This is a genomic window from Kribbella sp. NPDC058693, from assembly GCF_042715335.1.
GTDB lineage: Bacteria > Actinomycetota > Actinomycetes > Propionibacteriales > Kribbellaceae > Kribbella > Kribbella jiaozuonensis.
This window is the reverse complement of record NZ_JBHXSQ010000001.1, coordinates 1,205,646-1,227,693: the sequence shown is the minus strand read 5'-3', so window position 1 is coordinate 1,227,693 and position 22,048 is coordinate 1,205,646. Positions and strand designations below refer to the sequence as shown.

Annotated in this window: 21 protein-coding genes; 15 read left to right on the top strand and 6 right to left on the bottom strand. The window is 68.1% G+C overall.

Going from position 1 to position 22,048, the window contains the following annotated elements:
- The first annotated feature begins 104 nt into the window (after positions 1-104).
- The 8 genes from ACFWUU_RS05750 (at position 105) to ACFWUU_RS05715 (ending at position 8,793) form a co-directional block, all read left to right on the top strand.
- The gene (locus ACFWUU_RS05750) at positions 105-1,079 is read left to right on the top strand and encodes a hydroxyacid dehydrogenase (RefSeq protein ID WP_380173047.1); all 975 of its coding nucleotides are present in this window, start codon (positions 105-107) and stop codon (positions 1,077-1,079) included.
- A 121-nt stretch (positions 1,080-1,200) separates the two neighbouring features.
- Positions 1,201-2,493 carry an extracellular solute-binding protein gene (locus ACFWUU_RS05745; RefSeq protein WP_380173045.1) on the top strand — a complete coding sequence of 431 codons (1,293 nt, stop codon included), beginning with the start codon at positions 1,201-1,203 and terminating at the stop codon, positions 2,491-2,493.
- On the top strand, positions 2,490-3,428 hold the full coding sequence (locus tag ACFWUU_RS05740) for a carbohydrate ABC transporter permease (RefSeq protein ID WP_380173043.1): 939 nt from the start codon (positions 2,490-2,492) through the stop codon (positions 3,426-3,428). The genes ACFWUU_RS05745 and ACFWUU_RS05740 overlap by 4 nt, the downstream gene beginning before the upstream one ends.
- Positions 3,425-4,321, top strand: a complete 897-nt coding sequence (locus ACFWUU_RS05735; protein ID WP_137253441.1) for a carbohydrate ABC transporter permease — start codon at positions 3,425-3,427, stop codon at positions 4,319-4,321. Before ACFWUU_RS05740 ends, ACFWUU_RS05735 begins: the two co-directional genes overlap by 4 nt.
- 31 nt (positions 4,322-4,352) lie before the next feature.
- Positions 4,353-6,317, top strand: coding sequence for a DUF2264 domain-containing protein (locus ACFWUU_RS05730; protein ID WP_380173041.1), 1,965 nt, complete (start codon positions 4,353-4,355; stop codon positions 6,315-6,317).
- A gap of 9 nt (positions 6,318-6,326) precedes the next feature.
- Positions 6,327-7,412, top strand: a complete 1,086-nt coding sequence (locus ACFWUU_RS05725; RefSeq protein WP_137253443.1) for a LacI family DNA-binding transcriptional regulator — start codon at positions 6,327-6,329, stop codon at positions 7,410-7,412.
- Positions 7,413-7,568: 156 nt separating this feature from the next.
- On the top strand, positions 7,569-8,180 hold the full coding sequence (locus ACFWUU_RS05720; protein WP_380173040.1) for a hypothetical protein: 612 nt from the start codon (positions 7,569-7,571) through the stop codon (positions 8,178-8,180).
- Positions 8,181-8,187: 7 nt separating this feature from the next.
- A complete protein-coding gene (locus ACFWUU_RS05715) occupies positions 8,188-8,793 on the top strand; it encodes a DedA family protein (protein WP_380173037.1) in 606 nt (201 codons plus the stop codon).
- On the opposite strand, the gene ACFWUU_RS05710 is transcribed toward ACFWUU_RS05715, so the two are convergent.
- Genes ACFWUU_RS05710 through ACFWUU_RS05700 form a run of 3 tightly spaced genes read right to left on the bottom strand, consistent with a single transcriptional unit; the run spans position 8,756 to position 12,210 of the window.
- Positions 8,756-10,204 (bottom strand): MFS transporter, encoded by a 1,449-nt coding sequence (locus tag ACFWUU_RS05710; protein WP_380173035.1) that lies wholly within the window; start codon positions 10,202-10,204, stop codon positions 8,756-8,758. The genes ACFWUU_RS05715 and ACFWUU_RS05710 overlap by 38 nt on opposite strands.
- A gap of 40 nt (positions 10,205-10,244) precedes the next feature.
- The gene (locus ACFWUU_RS05705) at positions 10,245-10,508 is read right to left on the bottom strand and encodes a hypothetical protein (RefSeq protein ID WP_380173034.1); all 264 of its coding nucleotides are present in this window, start codon (positions 10,506-10,508) and stop codon (positions 10,245-10,247) included.
- Between the two features lie 28 nt (positions 10,509-10,536).
- Positions 10,537-12,210, bottom strand: coding sequence for a sodium:solute symporter family protein (locus tag ACFWUU_RS05700; RefSeq protein ID WP_233714592.1), 1,674 nt, complete (start codon positions 12,208-12,210; stop codon positions 10,537-10,539).
- Between the two features lie 180 nt (positions 12,211-12,390).
- Between ACFWUU_RS05700 and ACFWUU_RS05695 the strand changes: the two genes are divergently transcribed.
- The 6 genes from ACFWUU_RS05695 to ACFWUU_RS05670 all read left to right on the top strand — a co-directional run bounded on the left by ACFWUU_RS05695 (position 12,391) and on the right by ACFWUU_RS05670 (position 18,309).
- Positions 12,391-14,370, top strand: coding sequence for a GAF domain-containing protein (locus tag ACFWUU_RS05695; RefSeq protein ID WP_380173032.1), 1,980 nt, complete (start codon positions 12,391-12,393; stop codon positions 14,368-14,370).
- Between the two features lie 74 nt (positions 14,371-14,444).
- Positions 14,445-15,134, top strand: coding sequence for a helix-turn-helix domain-containing protein (locus ACFWUU_RS05690; protein WP_380173030.1), 690 nt, complete (start codon positions 14,445-14,447; stop codon positions 15,132-15,134).
- Positions 15,131-15,799 (top strand): arsenate reductase ArsC, encoded by a 669-nt coding sequence (locus ACFWUU_RS05685; protein WP_380173028.1) that lies wholly within the window; start codon positions 15,131-15,133, stop codon positions 15,797-15,799. The genes ACFWUU_RS05690 and ACFWUU_RS05685 overlap by 4 nt, the downstream gene beginning before the upstream one ends.
- Positions 15,796-16,539, top strand: coding sequence for an aquaporin (locus tag ACFWUU_RS05680; protein WP_380173026.1), 744 nt, complete (start codon positions 15,796-15,798; stop codon positions 16,537-16,539). Before ACFWUU_RS05685 ends, ACFWUU_RS05680 begins: the two co-directional genes overlap by 4 nt.
- A complete protein-coding gene (locus ACFWUU_RS05675) occupies positions 16,536-16,937 on the top strand; it encodes an arsenate reductase ArsC (RefSeq protein WP_380173024.1) in 402 nt (133 codons plus the stop codon). The genes ACFWUU_RS05680 and ACFWUU_RS05675 overlap by 4 nt, the downstream gene beginning before the upstream one ends.
- A 22-nt stretch (positions 16,938-16,959) precedes the next feature.
- Positions 16,960-18,309, top strand: coding sequence for an FAD-dependent oxidoreductase (locus tag ACFWUU_RS05670; protein WP_380173022.1), 1,350 nt, complete (start codon positions 16,960-16,962; stop codon positions 18,307-18,309).
- 4 nt (positions 18,310-18,313) lie between these two features.
- On the opposite strand, the gene ACFWUU_RS05665 is transcribed toward ACFWUU_RS05670, so the two are convergent.
- Complete coding sequence (locus ACFWUU_RS05665; protein WP_380173020.1) at positions 18,314-19,519, bottom strand: MFS transporter; 1,206 nt, start codon at positions 19,517-19,519, stop codon at positions 18,314-18,316.
- A complete protein-coding gene (locus tag ACFWUU_RS05660) occupies positions 19,519-20,898 on the bottom strand; it encodes an FAD-dependent oxidoreductase (protein WP_380173018.1) in 1,380 nt (459 codons plus the stop codon). Before ACFWUU_RS05660 ends, ACFWUU_RS05665 begins: the two co-directional genes overlap by 1 nt.
- A 78-nt stretch (positions 20,899-20,976) precedes the next feature.
- Here ACFWUU_RS05660 and ACFWUU_RS05655 point away from each other — a divergent pair, with 78 nt between their 5' ends.
- A complete protein-coding gene (locus ACFWUU_RS05655; protein ID WP_137253456.1) occupies positions 20,977-21,324 on the top strand; it encodes a helix-turn-helix transcriptional regulator in 348 nt (115 codons plus the stop codon).
- 40 nt (positions 21,325-21,364) lie between these two features.
- Here the strand turns inward: ACFWUU_RS05655 and ACFWUU_RS05650 are convergent, their stop codons facing one another.
- Positions 21,365-21,964 (bottom strand): helix-turn-helix domain-containing protein, encoded by a 600-nt coding sequence (locus tag ACFWUU_RS05650; RefSeq protein WP_380173016.1) that lies wholly within the window; start codon positions 21,962-21,964, stop codon positions 21,365-21,367.
- Positions 21,965-22,048: the final 84 nt, after the last annotated feature.

Below are 22,048 nucleotides of genomic sequence, written 5' to 3'. Positions count from 1 at the left end.
AAACGATGACAACGGTCCAACGACCTGGGCGCTAGAAACCAGCGGCGTGTTATCGTCGCCGATGTAGAAACGTTTCTGTCTGTTACTGCATCGAGAGGGCCTTGATGGCTGTGCCTGTCGTGTACGTGGATGTGCCGCCCGCGCTGGAAGCCGAACTCTTCGGCGACGGCCTGGAGCAGGGGCTGAGGGGGATCGGGAGACTCGTCCGCAAGGGTGACGGTGGTGGCAGGTTGCAGGCGGATGTACTCGTCACCGGCTGGGGGTCGGAGCCGTTGCCCGAGCGGCTCGCGCCGGAGGACAACCTGCGGCTCGTCGTGCACAGCGCGGGGACGATCCGATCGCTGGTGCCACAGGCCTTGTTGTCTCGCGGTGTGCGGGCCAGCCAGGCGTCTGCGGGGATGGCGCAGTCCGTCGCCGAGTTGGCGCTGTACATGACGATCGCCCGGCTGCGTGACCTGGACCGGATCGACCGGGTCATGGCCGGCGCGCATGACTGGCGTGGAGCCGACTTCGGTCTGGCGCGGACGCTCGCCGATTCCACTGTGGGAGTCATCGGCGCCAGCCGGGTCGGACGGGCATATCTCCAGCTCAGCGTGGCCGCGGGCTCCGAAGTGCTGGTCTACGACCCTTACCTGGACGAGCAGGAAGCCAAGCGGCTGGGAGCCAGATTGGTTCCACTCGAGACGCTGCTCGGCCAGTCGACCGTCGTGGCCCTGCACGCGCCGGTACGCCGCGAGACCAGGCACATGCTCGACGCCCCGAGGTTGGCGCTGATCCCGGACGGAGGTGTCGTCGTCAACACCGCACGCTCCGCCCTCGTCGACACCGACGCCTTGCTGGCCGAGGTTCGCAGCGGGCGGCTGAGCGCTGCGCTCGACGTGTTCGACGACGAGCCGCTACCGCTCGACTCGGAGTGGTGGCAGTTGCCGAACGTCCTGCTGACCCCGCACCTCGGAGCCCGGACCTGGCACTCGCGGCGAGCTCAGGGATCGATTGCCGTCGACGAGGTCCGGCGCTACCTGACCGGTCGCGATCTGCGGCACGAGGTGCTCCCGGAAACGTACGACCTGATGGCCTGAGCAGCTTCTCGTTTCAGAGAGATAACCTGGGTATTGCGAAACGATACTAGAAACGCTTACCGTGTCGGGAAGCGTTTACCGGACCGCTGAGGCGGTCGCCGACAGGAAGTGGTGAAGAGTGATGCAGCGAGGACTGAAGGTCGCGGCGTCCGCGGCCGTGGCCATCGCGATGACCGCGATCGCCGGGTGTTCCTCCGGTGGTGACACGGCAGCCGAAGGTCAGGACCCGGCGACCGCGACCGGCACCCTGCGGGTCGTCGTACCGAACTTCCCGGCGAACAACGAAGGCCAGGCCGTCTTCCAGGGGATCGTCGACATCTTCCACAAGACGTACCCGCAGATGAAGGTCGAGCCGGACTTCGTGCCGTACGACAACCTCAACGAGAAGATCTCGACCTCGCTCGCGGCCGGCAAGAACTACGACGTGGTCAGCGCCGGGATCGGCTGGGTGCAGCCGCTGGCCGACCTGGGAGCGATCCAGTCGCTGACGAAGCTCGGCGTGAAGACCGAGGACCTGGAGAAGTCGGTCTACCCGGCCTTCGTGCCGCCGATGAAGTACAACGACGAGTTGTACGCCGTACCGATCGTGGCGAACCCGCGACTGCTTGCCTACAGCAAGAGTGCGTTCGCGGCGGCCGGACTGGACCCGAACAAGGCGCCGCAGTCGCTGACCGAGCTCCGCGAGGACGCGAAGAAGCTGACCACGCGCGACGCCAAGGGGCAGATCACCCGGACCGGCTTCGACTTCTGGGCACCGGCGAGCAACTATCGCCAGCAGTTCGTCGCGTTCATGGGCGCGAAGGGCGGTCAGATGTTCACGCCGGACGGCCAGCCCGCGTTCAACGGTCAGGCCGGGATCGACGCCCTGCAGTTGATCCACGACATGGTCAGCGTCGACAAGTCCTCGACGTACGGCTATCAGAACTCCGCGAAGACCGCGCTGGTGACGACCGGTGAGGCCGCGATGGGCTTCGCCAGCCCGTACGTCGACTGCTCGACCAAGGGCCAGGGCATCGGTGCGAAGTGCAAGGACCTCGTCTACTTCAACCTGAAGGACGCCAAGGAGGTCATGTACGTCGGTGGCCGGGTCGCCTCCGTCGGTGACGGGACGAAGTACCCGCAGGCGGCGCTGGCTTTCATCCGAGCGATGCAGGACCCGACGTCGCAGGAGGCGATCTCGAAGCTGGACGTCGGCGTACCGATCAGCAGCAACGCCGGTGACAGCGCCTTCGTGAAGTCGAACCCGGCCGGTTCCTTCGCCTGGAAGAACCTGGACAAGTCGGTCTTCGAGTACGGCGGCGCCACCTTCCTCGACTTCCGGGCCAAGTTCGGTCCGTCGCTCGACGAGGTGATCCTCGGACGCAAGTCGCCGCAGGACGTCCTCAAGGAACTCGACACCGTGGCGCGCAAATGACCACCGAGACACTTGAACGACCGGTCGTTGCCGCGGTCACGCGACCGTCCCGGCGCCGTCGGGGCGGCGTCGAGCGGGCCAAGGCACGCGCCGGGTGGCTCCTGCTCGCACCCTCCTTGGTCCACTCGGTGATCTTCATCGCGATCCCCGGTGTGATGGCGGTCTACCTCAGCTTCACCAATGCCAGGGTGGCGGGGCAGGGGGACTGGATCGGGCTGAAGAACTACCTGGATCTCTTCCAGGACGCGCAGTTCCTCAACGCGGTCAAGAACACGCTGCTGTACACGATCGCGGTCGTCCCGGTTGCGATGGCGTTGTCGCTGGCCGTTGCGCTGGGCCTCAATCAGAAGATCCCTGCCCGCGGGCTGTTCCGGACGCTGTTCTACATTCCGGTGGTCACCTCGACGGTCGCTGTCGCGGCCGTGTGGCTGTGGATCTACAACCCGGCCGCGGGCCTCGGCAACCAGGTACTCGCGTTCTTCGGCCTGGCGAGATCAGGCTGGCTGACCGATCCCGACGTCGCATTGCCGGCGTTGATGCTGGTCGGTATCTGGCAGGGCCTCGGCGCGAAGATGATCATCTACCTGGCCGCGCTGCAGAGCATCTCGCCGGACCTCATCGAGGCAGCGACGCTTGACGGAGCTTCCAAGTGGCAGACGTTCTGGAACGTCACCTGGCCGGGCCTCGCGCCGGTGCACTTCTTCGTCCTGGTGACCTCGATCGCGGGATCGTTCCAGGTGTTCGACCTGATCTATGTAACCACCGGTGGCGGACCCGCGAACGCCACCAACGTGCTGACCTTCGACATCTTCACCAACGCGTTCGAGCGGCTGCACATCGGCTATGCCTCCGCGGAGACCGTGATCATGCTGGTCTTCGTCGGCATCCTGATCAGCCTCGGCCGCCTGAGCCTGCGGAACCGGGAGGACCTATGAGCAGCGCCGCGGTGACAACGGGCCGGTCGGCCCGCAGCATCTCGCCGGCCAAGGTGCTGCTGGTGGTGGTGCTGGCCGTTGCGGGCTTCCTGATGGTCGTGCCGTTCATCTGGATGATCCTCACCTCGTTCAAGAACCTCAACGAGGTGAACGGGTTCTCCTGGCTGCCCGACCGGATCGAGTGGCGCAACTACGTGGACGCGCTCAAGGCAGCGCCGTTCCTGACGTACTTCCGCAACAGCATCATCGTCGTGGTCGGGCAGACCATCCCGGTGCTCGCGTTCTGTACGGCGGCCGGGTACGCGCTGGCGCAGTTGCCGATCCGTGGCCGCAAGGGCATCCTCAACTACTTCATCGTCCTGCTGATCGTCCCGTTCCAGGTGCTGATCGTTCCGCTGTTCCTCGTGGTACGGCGGATCCCGCTGGCAGGCGGCAACGACATCCTCGGCAACGGCGGCACCGGGTGGCTCAACACCTGGGCAGCGCTGATCGTGCCGTTCGTCTCCGCGCCGCTGTACACGTTCCTGGCCAGGCAGTTCTTCGTCTCGCTGCCGGCCGAGCTGGCCGACGCCGCCCGGGTGGACGGGGTGTCGGAGATCGGCATCTTCTTCCGGATCATGGCGCCGTTGGCTGCTCCGGCGTTCGTGACCATCACGCTGTTCAATGTCGAGTCCGCCTGGAACGGATTCATCTGGCCGCTGGTGGCCACGAGCTCGGAGAGCCTGCGCCCACTACAGTTCGGTCTCGCGACGTTCGCCCAGGGCCAGGGCAATGTGCAGTGGCCGTTCCTGATGGCGATGTCCGCTTTGGCCACGCTGCCGATGATCCTGCTGTTCGTCCTCGGTCAGCGCTACTTCATCGCCGGTATGGCGACTTCGGGGATCAAGGGATGATCCCCACCCGCTTTCTGACGAAAGGTTCTCGATGAAGCCCGTACTGCCTCCGCTGCAGGTCGCCGGACCGCTCGCGTCGGTGCTGCCCGCCGAGGACCGCACGCTGAGCCCGTACTCCGGTCTGACCCGCGACCACTGGATCGCGGTCGCCGACCACCTGCTGGCCTCGGCCGATGCCTACCGTTCGCCTGCGGGCGCGCGGATCAACTTCCCCGGCCGTCCGTCCCAGCAAGGAACCGCGACCGACGGACTGGAGGGTTTCGCCCGGACGTTCCTGCTGGCCGCGTTCCTGCATGCCGGCGGAGCGGACCGCAACGGACATCTGCAGAAGTACGTCGACGGGCTGATCGCCGGCACCCGGACGATCGGTGCCGACGACAACGAGTCGTGGCCGGTCGTCGGGCACATCGGACGCGACGGGCAGCCGCACGTCGAGGCCGCCGGGATCGCGCTCAGTCTCCATCTCACCAAGGACGACACCTGGGGCAGGCTCAAGCCCGACGAACAGGACCGTCTGGCCGACTGGTTCCGGGCCACGATCGAACAGGAGCCCTCGCCGAACAACTGGTACCTGTTCCCCGCGACGATCGCGAGCTTCCTCGAGGGCGTCGGCCGGGCCGATGACCAGACCCGGTACGTGATCGACCGCGCGCTCGGGCTGATCGAGGTCTGGTACCGCGGACAGGGCTGGTACTCCGACGGCGCGGGCGACGCCTTCGACCACTACATCGGCTGGGCCTTGCACCTGTACCCGGTCCTGCACGCCCGCCTGCGCGGCATCCGCGAACTCGAACAGCGCTACGGCGATCGGCTGGAGGAGTTTCTGCAGTCCTTCGCCCGGACGTTCGACCGCAACGGCGCACCGCTGTACTACGGGCGAAGCATGACCTATCGCACCGCGACCCTCGCGGCGGTCGCCCTCGGCGAAGCGGTCGGCCGTACCCCGCTGAGCCCCGGGCAGACCCGCCGGATCTTGTCGGGCGGCCTGCGGTACTTCGTCGAACGCGGCTCGATCACCGACAACGGCGTACTGTCCCTCGGCTGGCACCGAGAACACCTGCCGACGATCCAGCGGTACTCCGGGCCTGGCTCGCCGTACTGGGCGTCGAAAGGGTTCCTCGCGTTGATGCTCCCGGCGGATCATCCGGTGTGGACTTCGGAGGAGACGGCCCTCCCGACCGACACCGAGGATCAGGTGCAGGCACTCGACATCGGGCTGCTGATCCAGAACACCGCGGCCGACGGCCTCGTCAGGGTGCACAACCACGGCAGCGATCACCTCAAGCCGGACGCCGCCGACGCGGGCGCTCCCGATCCGCTGTACGCGCGCTTCGGGTACTCCACCCGGACCGGGCCGACCTCGTTGCACGACCCGGCCGACAACGACATCCAAGTACGCATCAGACGCGTCTGGAGCGCTCGCCGAAAGATCCACCCGGTCGCATCCGGCCCGAACTGGATCGCCTCCTGGCACGCGCCGAGGTTCCCGCGCTTCTCGCCGTGGGAGGCCAGCGACACCGCCGACGGCGGACCGGTCCTGCCGTCGGCACGGATCGAGAGCCTCACCGCGGCGCGCGGAGCTCAGGAGGTGCGAATCCACCGGCTCATCTGGATTCCACCGTCGCTCCCGCTGCGGATCAGTGGTTGGGCGGTCGCGGGATCACACCCGAGTGACTTCGAGGTCGCGGCGGACGGTTTCGCATTGGATGTCGAGGCCGGCGGTCTCCGGTCGGGTCTCGTCGGCCTGCACGGCTGGACCTCTGCGGGTACGTCGAGCGCGTCGTACGGAACGGCGTACGGCGAGTGGGCCGTCGTTCCCGAGTTGCTGTCGACGACGTCTCCGGCGGACACGATCTATGTCGCCGGCGCCACGCTGAGCGGCGTACCTGTGGAGAACGTTGCCAGTGCCGACGTCGACGGCGCTGTCGTCACGATCGACTGGGGCGACGAACGACAGGCGTTCGACCTGGGCGCAATCTTTGCCGGAATCAGGTAGAAGTAGTCGATGACCGAGATCGAGGGAACGCCCCGCCGCAGCGGGCCGTCGCTGCGTGACGTGGCCCGGCGTGCCCAGGTCTCGGTCGCCACTGCGTCGCGGGCTCTGACCAGTGACTACCCGGTCGCCGAAGCGACCCGGGCCAAGGTCCTGCAGGCGGTGGAGGAGCTGCACTACGTCGTCCCGGCGAGGCCGGCGAAACGCAGTACCGCCACGTCTCTCATCGCGATGGTGGTGTCGGACGTCGTGTCGCCGCTGCGCAGCCATGTCGCTGCCGGTGTCGCCGAGGCCGCGGGCGACTACGGACGGCTCAGCTCGGTGTACATCACCGGCGGCGAGCTGCAGCGCGAGGAGGCGGTGTTCGCCTGGCTCGAGGAGCAGGACGATGTCGAGGCGGTCATCTTGGTCGGCGGCGTCGAAGTCACCGAGGAGTACGAGCACCGGATGGCCGCCCATGCGAGGGCGTTGCACGCGCGTGGGTCCCAGCTCGTGCTCTGCGGCCGGCCACCGCTCGCGGCCGGCGTGCCCGCTCTCGTGGTCGAGTACGACAACCGTGGCGGGGCGTACGCCGCGACGAGCCATCTGCTGTCGATGGGACACCGCCGGATCCTGACGTTGACCGGTCCGGAACGATCCACGACGACGATCGGGCGAGTCGAGGGATACCTGCGGGCCCACGAGGACTTCGGCGTGGTCGTCGATCCGTCGTTGCGGATCGCGTGCAGTGCCGATCGAAGTGGCGGGTTCCAGGGGTGTCAGCAGGCGCTCGACCAGGGGCTGGAGTTCACCGCGATCTTCGCGCACAACGATGTCATGGCGTCCGGGGCTCTTGCCGCGCTGCGTGAGAAGGGCCTCGGAGTGCCCGACGACGTCTCGCTGGTCGGCTACGACAACATCCCGGTCGCGCAGGAGCTGTGGCCGCCGCTCACGACCGTCTACATGCCGCACGAGGAGATGGGCAAGGCCGCCGTCCGCCTCGCCATGGAGCGTCCCGCGCCTGGCTCCGGCCGCGAACGCCAACTCCTCGGCACTCACATCGTCATCCGTACGTCGGTGCGGCCGCTGCTCTCGACCGAGCGCCAAGCCGACTACTAGGACCGGCCGGCAACCGCCGCTCGGCGGTTCCGGCTAGCAGGCAGGGCAGGACTCCTGTTAGCGGGCCTATCGGCTGGGTGCTCACGTCGACGACAACACCGCCTGTCGGGAGCGATGCTTCGAGGGTGTAGTCCCGACGTCCCGAGAGGTATCGAGATGAGACGCCGTACCCACCGCCGTCAGGTGTATCCGCTCGTGTGGAGTGTCTTGTGCGGCTTGATCGTCGTACTGGGCCTGATGGCGGGACTGTTCCTGGTGTCGACCGATGTGTTGTTCGTACTTCTGTTCATCGGCGCCATGATCGGAGCGACCGTAGCGAGCAGTCGCTGGTCCAAGGCGAGAGACACGACGCGTGCCGCCAAGGCGTGGAAGGCAGTTGGCACCGTGGCCACGGTGATCGCGGTCATGCTGGCGTCTGCGGGATATGCCGTCCTGCTGGGGCCTGCGGGACCGTTCTTGCTGGTCATACTCGGTGCAGCGTCGCCACCTGCGATGCGGTGGTTCGGACGTCGGCTCGGGCACCTGCCGGGCAGACGCCGCAGCGGTGCGCTGACGACGGCCGAGCTGTGCAGGCACTGGCAGGACAGCTACGAGGCCCTCCGGCAGGCGACCACGGCGGCCGCCCGGCTGCGCATCGTCGAAGCCCGACAGCATTACCTGGACGAGCTCGAACGCCGCGATCCCCATGGGCTCAACGCCTGGTTGAGCCGGAACGCCAGCGCCGCAGGCGATCCCAGCCGGTTCCTGGCCGGCGGAGATCCTCACTAGGGTCAGAGTGCTCGGATTCCTGCAGCAACTCGGTGCACAGCTCGGGGCGTGGTTCTACGTCATCGCAGGCGGCCTTGCCTGCGCGGAGGCCGCGATCATGGCCGGGCTGGTCCTGCCCGGTGAGACCGCCTTGGTGGTAGCCGGGTTCGCCGCCCATCAGGGCTGGATCTCCCTGTGGCCGATGGTGGCGGTGGCCATCGGGTCGGCCGCCCTCGGCGACAGCGTGGGCTATGAGGTCGGTCGCCGTCTCGGACCGAGGCTGCGCTCGTCTGCGTTGGGCCGCCGGGTCGGAGGCGATCGATGGAGCCGTGCCGATGACTTCCTTCGCCGGTACGGCGGACGCGCGGTACTGCTCGGCCGGTTCACCGCCGGCCTGCGAGCCCTGATGCCGGGCCTGGCCGGCATGGCCCGGATGCCCTACCTGCGCACTTTCCTGCCGTGGAACGTGGCCGGCGCCGTGGTCTGGGGCGCTGGTTGTGTCCTGCTCGGCTACGCCTTCTCTGCCTCGCTGGCGAAGCTGGACCGCGTCATCACCTACGTACCGCTGGCCCTGATCGCCTTGGCAGCCGTCGCGGTCATCCTTCATTTCCGGAGGAAGCGCCGACATGCTTGAGCAGGTCGATGGTTGCTATCAGCAAGGTCAGGACCATGAGTGCGGAGGCGCTCAACAGAGCATCCGAAGCCGCTCGCGAGTAGTTGTGCGCCGAGCTCATGAGCACCCGATAGAAGATCGTCGCCAGTACGGCGGTGCCGATCGCCGAGCCGATCCGCTGAGCGGTCTGCAGGGCACCACCTGCCGCGCCGGCCATGTCGACGGGAACGTGCTGAAGGGTCAGCGTGACGTTGGGGGACGTGACCATGCCGCCGCCGAGCCCTGCCACCAGCAACGGGCCGGCGGCCGCCCACGCCGCGGTCTCGCCACCGACATGCCGCAGGACCAGTGCGGTGGACACGAGACCGGCAACGGTCGCAATCAGCCCGGCCACCGTCAGTACACGACCGAATCTCGAGACCAGACGCCCCGCGATCGCCGCGGAGACCGCGATCCCGATCGCGAACGGGGTCACCGCCAGCCCGGAACGCAGCGGCGAGTAACCGAACCCGTCCTGGAAGAACAGCGCCAGCACGAGCCAGATGCCGGTGAACCCGATGAAGTAGACCAGGCCGATCAGCGATCCGGCAGCGAACCCGGACGTGTGCGCCAGCCTCGGGTCGAGCACCGGCTGACGTCCGCGACGTACGACGCTCAGCTCCCAGCGGGCGAAGGCGGCCAGCAGACCCACGGCCGCGACCAGGAGCCACCAGTCCTGGCCCAGACCGTTGCTCTCGGCATCTACCGCCGGGAGCAGCAGGCACAGTACTCCGGCTCCCAGCAGCAGCGACCCGATCAGGTCCAGGTGCGTCCTACCGCGGCCATCTCCCGAACGTGCCGGAACCCACCGCGCCGCGAGTACCAGAGCGACCACGCCGATCGGTACGTTCACGTAGAACACCCACCGCCAGGCATCCGGCCCGGCGATCAACGTGATGATCAGGCCGCCGACCACCGGTCCGGTCGCCGTCGCCACTCCGACAGTCGCACCGAGGATGCCGAAGGCCCGTCCGCGTTCAGCTCCCTGGAAGAGCTCCTGGATCAGGCCGGAGTTCTGCGGCAGGAGCATCCCGCCGGCGACACCTTGTAGCAGCCGTGCGGCGATCAACAGTCCGATGGTCGGCGCCGCGCCGGTCAGGGCACTGGTCAGTACGAACGCCGCCAGCGCGATCAGGAACATCCGGCGCCGGCCCAACGCGTCGCCGAGTCGACCGGCCGGTACCAACGCCAGCCCGAAGCTCAGGGCGTAGCCGGACACCACCCACTGCGCCGTCGCGGCCGAAACGCCGAGTCCTCGCTCGATGGACGGCAGGGCGACGTTGACGATGCTGACGTCGAGCAATGCCATGAACGCGGCGAGCTGGCTCACCCCCAACGTCCGCCAGCGCAGCGGATGGCCCGTCGTACCAGGGGCCTCGCGGGTGGCGCTCATCCGGTCGCCGGCTGATAGGGATGCCTCATCAGGTCCTTGTTCATTCGACGACCACCGGACGGTAGCGCGACCACAGCAGAAGGCTGACCGCGAAGACCGTCATCGCGAGACCGGCCCACAAGTTGGCGTTCACGCCGCCTGTCTTCAGGCGATCCTGGGCGGAGTCCGCGACGAGGCCCACGATGATCAGCACGATGCCGTAGAACCCGATCAGCGCGCCGATCACGTTGCGGATGTCGAAAGGCCCGGCCCGATGCCGTACGTCGGCATCCGGGCCGCTGCCGTCGTGCTGTTCGTTGCTCATCTCCGTCTCCTTCGGTTGATGACGATGCTCAGCGGAAGATCACGTTGAGCGCGACCACGAGCACCAGCGCGAGTCCGGCGAGCTTGGTCGGCGAGCGGTACCAGGTCAGCCGGCCCGCCATCGGGTCGGTGCGCTGCTCCTTGGGCGTCTCCGAGTAGACGAGCCCGGCCAGCGCCGCCGCGGGCTTGGGAGCGGTCGCCAGGCTGACCACGACACTGACGGCGACATCGACGACGAACGCCACCCCGGCGGCGACGAAAGCCGCGCCCTGACCGGGCAGGTTGATCACGCCGGCCAGGTTGACCGCCCAGACAGCGACAGCGCCCACCGTTCCGGCGACCAGCCCTACCCAGCCAGCGGTCGCGGTCATCCGCTTCCAGAACATGCCGATGATGAAGGTCGCGAACAGCGGGGCGTTGAAGAACCCGAACAGGGTCTGCAGGTAGTTCATCAGGTTGCCGTAGCCCGATGCGATGGCCGCCGTACCGATGGCCAGGACAGTGGCGCCGACGGTCGCCCACCGGCCGACCTTCAGGTAGTACCCGTCGGGCCGGTCCTTGCGGATGTACTGCTGCCACAGGTCGTAACTGAAGACGGTGTTGAAGGCGGAGATGTTGGCCGCCATGCCTGCCATGAACGACGCGAGCAGGCCGGCCAGCGCGACGCCGAGCAGCCCGTTCGGCAGGATGTCGCCCATCAGCAGCAGGATCGAGTCGTTGTAGGTGACCCCGCTGGGGGCGCCGCCCGCCTTGAGCTGGACGATCTGCGGCACGAGGACGCCGGCGATCATCCCGGGAATCACCACGATGAACGGCAGGAACATCTTCGGGAACGAGGCGAGGATCGGCGTACTGCGGGCCGCCGACATCGATCGGGTCGCCATCGCCCGCTGGACCTCGACGAAGTTCGTCGTCCAATAGCCGAAGGACAGCACGAAGCCGAGACCGAAGACGATGCCGATCACCGACAGGACCGAGTTGCCGAACCCCGACAACTGGTTGCCGGGCCAGGAGCTGAGCTGCTCCGCGCCACCGCCGGCGGCGACCTTGACCTTGTCGATCAACCCGCCGATACCGCCGACGCGGTGCAGCCCGATCAGCGTGAGCGGCAACAGTGCGGCGACGATGACGAAGAACTGCAGGACCTCGTTGTAGATCGCCGCCCGCAGCCCGCCGAGGGTGATGTAACTGAGTACGATCGCGGCGGCGAGCAGCAGCGCGACCCAGAGCGGCCACCCGAGCAGCGTGTTGACCACGGTGGCCAGCAGGTACAGGTTGATGCCGGCAATGAGGATCTGCGCCAGGGCGAAGCTGATCGCATTGACCAGGTGAGCGCCCGGCCCGAAGCGCCGGAGCATGAACTCGGGGACGCTGCGCACCTTCGACCCGTAGTAGAACGGCATCATCACGACACCGAGGAACAGCATCGCCGGGACGGCGCCGATCCAGTAGTAGTGCACGGTAGGCAGGCCGTACTCCGCGCCGTTCGCGGACATGCCGATGATCTCGACGGCGCCGAGGTTGGCCGAGATGAACGCCAGTCCGGTGAGCCATGCGGCCAGCGACCGGCCCGACAAGAAGAAGTCGAGGCTGTCGAAGACCCGGCGGCGGGCGGCCCAGCCGATCAGCACCACGACCGCGAAGTAGCCGAAGATCAGCACGTAGTCGATGACGTCAGCGCCAAGTTTCAGTCCATTGTCCACGGTGACCAGGATCGATCGCCGGGCGGGTGCCGGGCATCGCCGCCAACCGGCATCCACTGTTCTCGCCAGGAGGAAGCCTGCGTACCTGCTAGCGGGTGGCACAATCAGGAGAGGTTCGGCGGTCCGCCGCGGGCGCCTGCGGCGAGCAAGCGGCCGTCGGTGTGCGAGGGAAGCGATGTGATGGCACGGAGCCGGCTGGCACTGCCGAGCGTCCGCTGGCTGCGCGGGCTGCTGGCCGGTGTGGCGCTGGTCGCAGTCGTGACCGGCTTCGTCGCGCTGCTCAAGCCGTATGTCCCGGTCTTGAATCTGCTGGTCGTGTATCTGCTCGCGGTGCTGCCGATCGCCGTGGTGTGGGGAGCACGGCTGGCGGCGATCACCTCGGTCCTCAGCGTGGTCGCGTTCGCGTTCTTGCTGCCGCGCCAGGGGTCGCTCTGGATCGCCGACTTCCGGAACCTGGTGGCGCTCGGGGTGTTCCTGGTGACGTCGTTCGTGGTGGCCGAGCTGGCGGCGCGGTCGCGACGAGCGGCGGTCGAGTCGGCCCGCCTCACCGAGGAGCAGTCGGCGTTGCGGCGGGTCGCGACGCTGGTCGCGGAATCGGATTCGCCGGCGACGGTCTTCGAGGCGGTGACCCGGGAAGTCGGGCTCCTGTGCGGGGCCGATCTGGCGCGGATGGAGCGGTACGAAGCCGATGGGACAGTGACCGGCGTCGCAGCCTGGAGCAGGGTGCCGGCTCGGCTCTCGGTCGGTACGCGCTTCGAGCTGCTCGGACTCAGTGTGGCGCGGGAGGTACGGCGTACGAGCGGTCCGGTCCGGCTGGACAGTTTCGTGGGTGCGACCGGGGAGATCGCCGAGGAGGCCCGCGGGCTGGGTATCCGTTCGTCGGTGGGCGGCCCGATCCTGGTCGCCGGACAGGTGTGGGGCGTCATTGCCGCCTCGACGAGAAGCATCGAGCCCTTCGCAGCGAATACGGAGTCCCAGATCGCCCGCTTCACCGAGCTGGTTGCCACCGCTGTGGAGAACGCCGAAGCCCGGGCCGAACTCAGGCGACTGGCCGACGAGCAGGCCGCGCTGCGGCGGGTGGCGACACTGGTCGCACGCGGGGCCGAACCCGAGCTGGTGTTCGATCTGGTGGCCGAGGAGCTGGGTCAGCTCACCGACGCCGACATCACCGGGATCTTCCGGTTCGAGAGCGACGGAACAGCGACGATGATGGGCAGCCGCGGCCTGCGCGCGGGCGAGATGGGCGTCGGCGAGCGCCGGATGCTCGAGTCGCCGTCGGCGATCGCGTCCGTTCAGGCGACGGGCGAACCTGCTCGGTACGACGTCGACGACACGCTGCGTCCGCAACTGCCGCCGTTCCTTCGCGGCTGGGGAGTCCGGTCGGCGGTGGCCAGTCCGATCAACGTCGAGGGGCGGTGCTGGGGCGGCATCAGCATCGCGTCGCAGCATGAGCCTTTCCCGCCGGCCACCGAGCAGCGGATGGTCGAGTTCACCGAGATCGTTGCCACCGCGATCGCGAACGCGGAGAGCCGGGCACAGCTCGCCGCGTCGCGGGCACGTGTAGTCGCCGCCGGAGACGAGATGCGGCGGCGGCTCGAGCGGAATCTGCATGACGGCGCACAGCAACGACTCGTGTCGCTGGCGCTCGTACTGCGTGTCGCCCAGCGCGACGTACCCGACTCCTTGCCTGGCGTGCGGTCCGGCATCGGCCAGGCCGTCGAGGAGCTCACCGAGGTCGTCGACGAGCTGCGCGAGATTGCCCGGGGGATCCACCCCGCGATCCTGGTCGACAACGGCCTCGGCCCGGCCCTGCGAACCCTGACCCGGCGCTCGTCGGTCCCGGTCGTCCTGAAGATCGGTGCCAAGTCGCGCTACCCGGCGCCGCTGGAGGTGGCGGCGTACTACGTGGTGGCCGAGGCGCTGACGAATATGGCCAAGCACGCCAACGCAGCTCACGCCGAGGTCTCGCTGGAGGAGCGCGACGGCAGGCTGCGGTTGTCCATCCGGGACGACGGCGCCGGCGGAGCGGAGCCACGCGGCGGCTCCGGCCTGATCGGTCTGCACGACAGAGTGGAAGCTCTCGGCGGGTCGATCCTCGTCATCAGCCCGCCCGGGCACGGCACGGCGATCTACGTCTCCCTTCCGCTGGAACGCGCCTAGCTCGGCCGGACCACGGTGAGGGGTTTGGGCCCTGCGTGTTGACAGTTCGGATTAGCTCAGTGAGTATTGAGGCAATGGACGTTGAGCGAGATTCTCTGGTTGAGCGGGCGCGGGTGCATGCGGCGCTCGGTGATCCTGCTCGGTTGGCGATTGTGGATGCGTTGGTGGTGGGGGATGCGGCGCCGGGGGAGCTGGGGGCGTTGTTGGAGATGCCGACGAATCTGGTGGCGCATCACTTGAAGGTGTTGGAAGAGGCCGGGCTCGTGGTTCGCGGGCGGTCGGAGGGGGATCATCGGCGGACGTATGTGCGGCTGGTGCCGGAGCGGTTGGCGTCGGTGGTGAGTCCGTCGTTGTCGGACGTGCCGCGGGTGATGTTCGTGTGTACGCACAACTCGGCGCGGTCGCAGCTGGCGGCAGCGATCTGGGCGCGGCGTAGTCATGTGCCGGCGGTGTCGGCGGGGACGAGGCCTGCGGAGCGGGTGCATCCGCGGGCGGTGAAGGTGGCGCGGCGGCGCGGGCTCGATCCGCAGAAGTGGCGGACCGCTCAAGTTGTCGACGTTGTGAAGCCGAAGGATCTGGTGATCGCGGTGTGCGACATCGCGTATGAGCATCTGCCGGCCGAGGCGCGACCGCGGGTGCATTGGTCGGTGCCTGATCCCGCGCCGACGAACACGGACGCGGCCTTCGAAGCGGCGTACGACGAGATCGCCGGCCGGATCGATCGCCTGGCTCCACTGGTCTCACCAAAGGGGACGCAGTCATGACCGACGTTGTGTGGCATCACCGCGAGGATCTGTCGATCGATCAGCAGCTCGCGCTGCGAACGGCAGCGACGCGATTGAAGAAGTCGTTCGACGCGTACTACGGAGCCGAGACGATCGAGCGCTTCCTGCACTCGAGCTACGACCAGTTCGCGACCGGCAGCACGATCCCGAACTTCCTGCCCCTGCTGGCCGAGCGGTTCGCGCGCCAGCGGCTGACGGCACTCGCGAAGGTGGAGGGGCATCAGGACGACGGCCGTCCGGTGGTGCTGTTCCTGTGCGTGCACAACGCCGGACGCAGCCAGATGGCGTTGGGGTTCTTCGAGCACCTGGCCGGTGACCAGGCGGTCGGATGGTCGGGTGGTTCGGAGCCGGGCATCGAGGTCAACCCGGCCGCGATCGCGGCGATGGCCGAGCGTGGCATCGACATCTCGACGGAGTACCCGAAGCCGTGGACCGACGAGGTCGTGCGTGCGGCCGACGCGGTGGTCACGATGGGCTGCGGTGACGCGTGCCCGATCTTTCCTGGAAAGCGTTACGAGAACTGGGATCTCGACGATCCCAATGGTCTGGAGGTGGCCGGCATCCGCCCGATCCGTGACGAGATCGAGCGCCGCGTTCGCGAGCTGCTCGGTGAACTCGCCGTACCCGTAGCGAGCGGCCGGTGAGCGCGAGTCCATTGTGGCGGCGTGCAGTTGCCGAGGGCATCGGGACCGGGCTGCTGGTCACCGTCGTCGTCGGGTCCGGTATCGCGGCGGCGAAGTTGTCGCCGAACGATGTTGGACTGCAGTTGCTCGAGAATTCGTTCGCGACCGCGCTCGGGTTGGCTGTGCTGATCCTGATGCTGGGACCGGTCTCGGGCGCGCACTTCAACCCCGTCGTGTCCGCCGCCGATTGGTGGCTCGGGAAGCACGACGGCAGCGGCCTGAGCCTCCGCGAGCTCGCGACGTACATTCCGGCGCAGGTTGTGGGCGCGATCGCTGGGGCCATTCTGGCCAACCTGATGTACGGCGAATCCGCGGTCTCGTGGTCGACAACGGATCGATCAGCTCCGCATCTGTGGATCGGTGAGACGGTCGCCACCGCCGGTCTGATCCTGCTGATCTTCTCGCTGGTGTGGTCCGGCCGAGCGGCGCTCGCGCCTGCCGCGGTCGGCGCCTACATCGGTGCGGCGTACTGGTTCACCTCGTCGACGTCGTTCGCCAATCCTGCTGTCACCATCGGCCGCGCGTTCAGCGATACCTTCGCGGGCATCGCGCCGTCATCCGTGCTCGGGTTCGTCTTCTTCCAGCTGTTCGGGGCGATCGTCGGCGTCGGCCTCGTGGTCGTTCTCTATCCCAAACTCGGCAGCGCGGCCGATGTCGTCGTACCGCATGCCGACACCACCGACTCTGGAGTCGCTTCGTGAGCAAGCCTGTCGTGCTGTTCGTCTGTGTGCACAATGCCGGCCGGTCCCAGATGGCCGCGGGCTGGTTGCGTCACCTGGCCGGGGACAGCGTGGAGGTCCGCTCGGCCGGGTCGGCCCCGCGGGATCAGATCAACCCGATCGCCGTCGAGGCAATGAACGAGGTCGGGATCGACATCACCGGCAACGTCCCGCAGCTGTTGGAGTACGACACCGCCAAGACCAGCGACGTCATCGTCACGATGGGCTGCGGCGACACGTGCCCGGTGTTCCCCGGCAAGCGGTACGAGGACTGGGAGCTCACCGATCCGGCCGGGCAGCCGATCGAGGTCGTACGCCAGGTCCGCGACGAGATCCGCGACCGGGTGGAGAAGCTTGTGGGTGAGTTACAGGCCCCGTGACGGACAACAGGAGCTGGAGACGATGCGGATTCTGGTGATAGGCGGTTCGGACGCGGGTATTAGCGCGGCACTGCGGGCGCGCGAGTACGACCCGGCCGGCACAGTCACAATGCTGGTCGCGGACGCGTACCCGAACTTCTCCATCTGCGGCATCCCGTACAGGTTGTCCGGCGAGGTCGCCGACTGGCCGGACCTTGCCCACCGTACGACGGCCGACATCGTGGCCACCGGCATCGACCTGCGCATCAACCACACCGCGACCGCGATCGATCCCGCCCGCAAGACCGTCACGGCCGTGACACCGGACGACGAGGTCGAGCTCGAGTACGACCGGCTCGTGATCGGCACCGGCGCGGTGCCGCTGCGTCCGCCGATCTCCGGCCTCGACACTCTCGGGCCGGCCAACGGTGTACACCTGCTTCACACGATGGACGAAGCCCGCCGGCTGGACGACGACCTGCGCCGGCGCGACGCCCAGCAGGTAGTGATCATCGGCGCCGGCTACATCGGTATCGAGATGGCCGAGGCGCTGACCAACCGCGGTATCGGCGTCACCGTTCTGGAGCGACTCGACGGCGTCCTCCCTCGGACCCTCGACCAGCAGTTGGCCGACGAGATCAGCGCCGAGCTCGAGTCCCACGGCGTCGAGGTGCACTGCGGAACGACGGTGACCGAGGTACGGCGCGACGCCGGCAACCTGACCGTGGTCGCCGCCGAAGCCAAGTGGGCCGCCGATGCGGTCCTCGTGGTCAGCGGCGTCACCCCGAACAGCGCACTCGCCGCCGCGAGCGGGGTGCGGGTCGACAAGCGCGGCGCGGTCGTCGTCGATCGGCAGATGCGTACGAACGTCCCTGATGTCTGGGCCGCGGGCGACTGCGTCCATACCCACCATGCCCTGCTCGACGAGCCGACGTACGTGCCGCTGGGAACCACCGCGCACAAGCAGGGCCGGGTGGCCGGCGAGAACGCGGCGGGTGGGCAGAAGGAGTTCGCTGGAATCGTCGGCACGCAGGTCGTGCGCGTCTTTGATCGTGTCGTAGCCGCGACCGGTCTGCGGGATGTCGGCGCGGCCGGATACTCGCCGCTGACGGTGCAGACGACCGCGGACGACCACAAGCGCTATTACCCCGGTGCGACTCCGATCCAGATCCGGCTGACGGGGGACCGCGACACCGGCCGACTCCTCGGCGCTCAGCTGGTCGGCACGCACGGCGCTGAGATCGCGAAGCGCGTCGACACGTACGCCGTCGCGCTGCAGAACGGACTGTCGGTCGAGCAGCTCCTCGATCTCGACCTGTCCTACACCCCGCCTCTCGGAAGCCCGTGGGACGCGATCCAGCTTGCCGCGCAAGGCTGGCTGGCAGCCCGATAGCCGGTCAGCGTCGGATGACGGGAATCCGCTGTACCGCGAGGAGCAGTAGACCTGCGAGTGCGCACGCCGCGGCGACCAGCAGGACGAGCGTCCGGTAGCCCAGTGCGGCGGCAAGCAGCGCACCGCCGAGTGGTGCGGTGGCCTTGGCGATCAGGATCGGTGCGGCCAGCGTGCCCGCGATCGTGCCGTAGCCGGTGGCGCCGTACCGCTGGAGGAGGATCGCCGGGGTTGCGATCGAGGCGACCCCGAAGCCGAGGCCGAACAGGACGAGGCAGGCGATCGCGCCGAGCAGGTGCCGCCCGACGACCGGCAGCAGGGACATCGCCGCGCCTTGCCCGACGAGGATGAGTCCGACGATCGTGGTCATCGGCAACCATCGGGTCGAGAGGGTGGTGACGACGCGGCCGGTCACCGACAGCAGCCCGAGCAGGCCGGCGAGCCTGGCGGCGACGACGGCTGGATGGCCGAGGGTGATCAGGTACTGGACCAGGTGTACGGCGATCACGGCCAGTGCGGCGCCGTGGAGTACGAAGGTTGCTGCGAGCAACCAGAAGGCGGGATCACGTAGTACCCAGGTCGAGCGGCGGAGGTGTCGGTCGTGATGCGGGGCGGCGGCCGTGCGGCGCAGGCCGATCGCGTGGAGGGGGATGGTGAGTGCTGCCAGCGCGATCGCGAGTACGACGAGCGCCGGCCGCCAGTCGATCCGGTCGACCAGCTGCCCGGTGAGCGGGATGAAGATCGAGCTGGCGAATCCGGCGACGAGTGTGATGCCCAGCAGCGCTCTCGCTCGCCGCTGCGGGTCCGTGGCTGCCACGACGACAGCGAACGCCGGCTCGTACAGCACCATCGCTGAGGCAACGCCGACGAAGACGAATACGACGTACAGCTGTAGCGCGTTGTGGACCTGCGACCATCCGAGCACCGCGACGGATCCGACCACCGACCCGGTCGTCATGAGGGCATGTCCACCCCGGGCGTCGAGCCGGCGTCCGACCGGGATCGACAACAGACCCGCGACCAGGACGGCGGTGGTGAGGGCACCCGCGGCGGTGGTGTGCGAGATCCCGAGGTCGGTGCTCATCGGGCCGAGGATCACGCTGAAGGCGTAGTACAGAACGCCGTACCCGACGGTCTGTGTGATGGCGAGCGAGCCGACGAGCCGGCGCGGTCCGGGGCCGGCCGTGACAGCCGGCCCCGGAGTCGCTCCCATCAGTTGCAGCAGCCGGACTGCGTGGTCGGCTCGGTGTCGATGACCGTCAGCAGACCGCCGCTGATGCCGGTGGCCAGCCCGCGGCTTGCAGGCGCCTCGAGACTGACCGGTGCCGGTCCGCAGCAGCCGCCTGCGGACTCGTCGGCGGAGTCGCCGTACGCGAGGTTCGACGAGCACACGCCGGTCTCCGGCAGGTTCAGCTGGACGTCACGTGCAGCTTCCCAGTCGCCGGCCAGCGCGGCGACGACGGAACGCGCCTGCTCGTAGCCGGTGGCCAGCAGGAACGTCGGCGCACGCCCGTACGACTTCGCGCCGACCGCGTAGTACCCGGGCTCGGGGTGCTGGAGTTCGTCGACGCCGTGTGGCGGGACGGTCCCACAGGAGTGCTGGTTCGGGTCGATCAACGGCGCCAGCGCCCGCGTCGAGCCGAGGATCGGGTCGAGGTCCAGCCGCAGCTCGCCGACCATGTCGTGGTCGGGGCGGAAGCCGGTCGAGTTCACGACCGTGTCGACGACAACCTGCTGGTCCCCGGCCGTCAGCGCGACGTGGCCATCGGGTGTGCGGGCCAGAGACTCGGTGCGGAAGCTGCTCACCAACTCAACGCGCCCCGACTGCACCAGCCGCTTGAGCCGTGTGCCGAGCGCTCCCCGCGCGGGAAGCTCGTCCGCGTCGCCGCCGCCGTACGTGCGCGCCTGGTCGGTCCCGCGGACGACCCACAGCACCTCGGTCCCCGGCTCGTGGTCGACCAGCTCACCCAGCTCGAGCAACGTGGTCGCAGCGGAGTGACCGGCGCCGACGACCGCCGTACGACGGCCCGCGAAGCGCTCACGGTCGCGGCCGAATACGTCCGGCAGCGCGTGTGAGATCGCGTCGGCCACGTCGCGTTCACCGCGCGCCGGGATGCCCGATGCGCCAAGGACGTTGGGACGCCGCCAGGTGCCGGCTGCGTCGATCACGGCGGACGCCAGTACCTCGTCGCCGTCCGCGAGGCGCAGCAGGAACGGAGCAGTCTCCCGGCCGGCCGTGCGGATCCGGTCGTACCCGACCCGCGTCACGGCGACGACTTCAGCGCCGTACCGAACCTTGTCGGCCAGCGTCTTGGCGAGCGGCGCGAGGTAGTCGTCGATCAGGTCGCCGCCGGTCGGCAGTTCGTCCAAGTCGGGCTCGAGCCAGTCCGATGCCTCGAGCAACCGACGCGCGGCGCTGTCGATGTCGTAACGCCACGGGCTGAACAGCTTCACGTGCCGCCATTCGTCGATCGCGGCCGCGACACTCGGCCCCGATTCGAGCACCAGGAACTCGACTCCGCGTTCGGCCAGATGCGCCGCCGCGGCCAGTCCCACCGGGCCCGCTCCGATGACTACCACCGGCTCTGTCACGATCGTCCTCCGTGCTGTCTAGATACTTGTCTAATCACGAAGCTTGCCTCCTGATTAGACAAGAGTCAACATAGACACATGCCGAAACAGGAACTGACCGTGCTGAACACGTGCTGTACGCCGATCTCCGAGGCCGCCCTCGACCCGGCCCAGGCCGCGGACGGCGCCGCGGTGTTCAAGGCACTGTCAGACCCGATCCGGCTCCGGCTGATGTCGATCATCGCCTCGGCCGGCGACGAGGTCTGCGTCTGCGACATCACCCCGAACTTCGACGTCAGCGGCCCGACAATCTCCCACCACCTGAAAGTCCTCCGCGAAGCCGGCCTCGTCGACTGCGAACGCCGCGGCACCTGGGTCTACTACTGGCCCCTCCCTGAACGCCTCACCTGGCTCTCCACCCTGCTGTCGGTCCCCTCACCCGCCTGACCAACACCAGTTGGCACCGCTGCGACAGCGAGCGGTTGGGTTAGTGCTGAGGGGTTGGAGGTGTTCGGAGGTTCATTCGTTCGCCGGGTCTGGCGAAGATGCTGAGGATCTCTGACGGTTCGTGTCCGGTGCTGCCGAACCAGTGCGGCAGGTGGGTGTCGAACTCGGCGATCTCGCCTGGCCCGAGTACCCAGTCCTGTTCGCCGAGGACGAGACGTAGGTGCCCTGACAGGACATAGATCCACTCGTGGCCGTCGTGGGCTCGAGGCTCCGGGGTGGTCTTGCTGGTCGGGATGACGATCTTCCACACCTGCATGCCGTCGGGTTGCCGGGTGAGTGGGATGACCGTCCGGCCCTTGACCTTGCCTGGTTTGAGGCGGATGCGCGGGTCGCCGACCTCGGGTGCGTCGACCAGGTCGTCCAGCGGCACCCGGTAGGCCTGCGACAGCGCGAGCAGCAGCTCCAAGGTCGGTCGCCGGTGTCCGGTCTCGAGTCGTGAGAGCGTGCTCTTGGAGATGCCGGTCGTGGTCGCCAGACCGGCCAGCGTGATGCCGCGCTGGGCGCGAATCCGCTGCAGCCGCGGCCCGACCTGCTCGAGCACGGCGGCGATGGCGCCTGAGGTGTGGTCCACAAACCTCATCTCACTGCGGATTCCCACAAACAGCAACGATCCTTGGCGAGAGATCCTCGCGGACCCAGTCTGATCCCATGAGCGAGTACGACG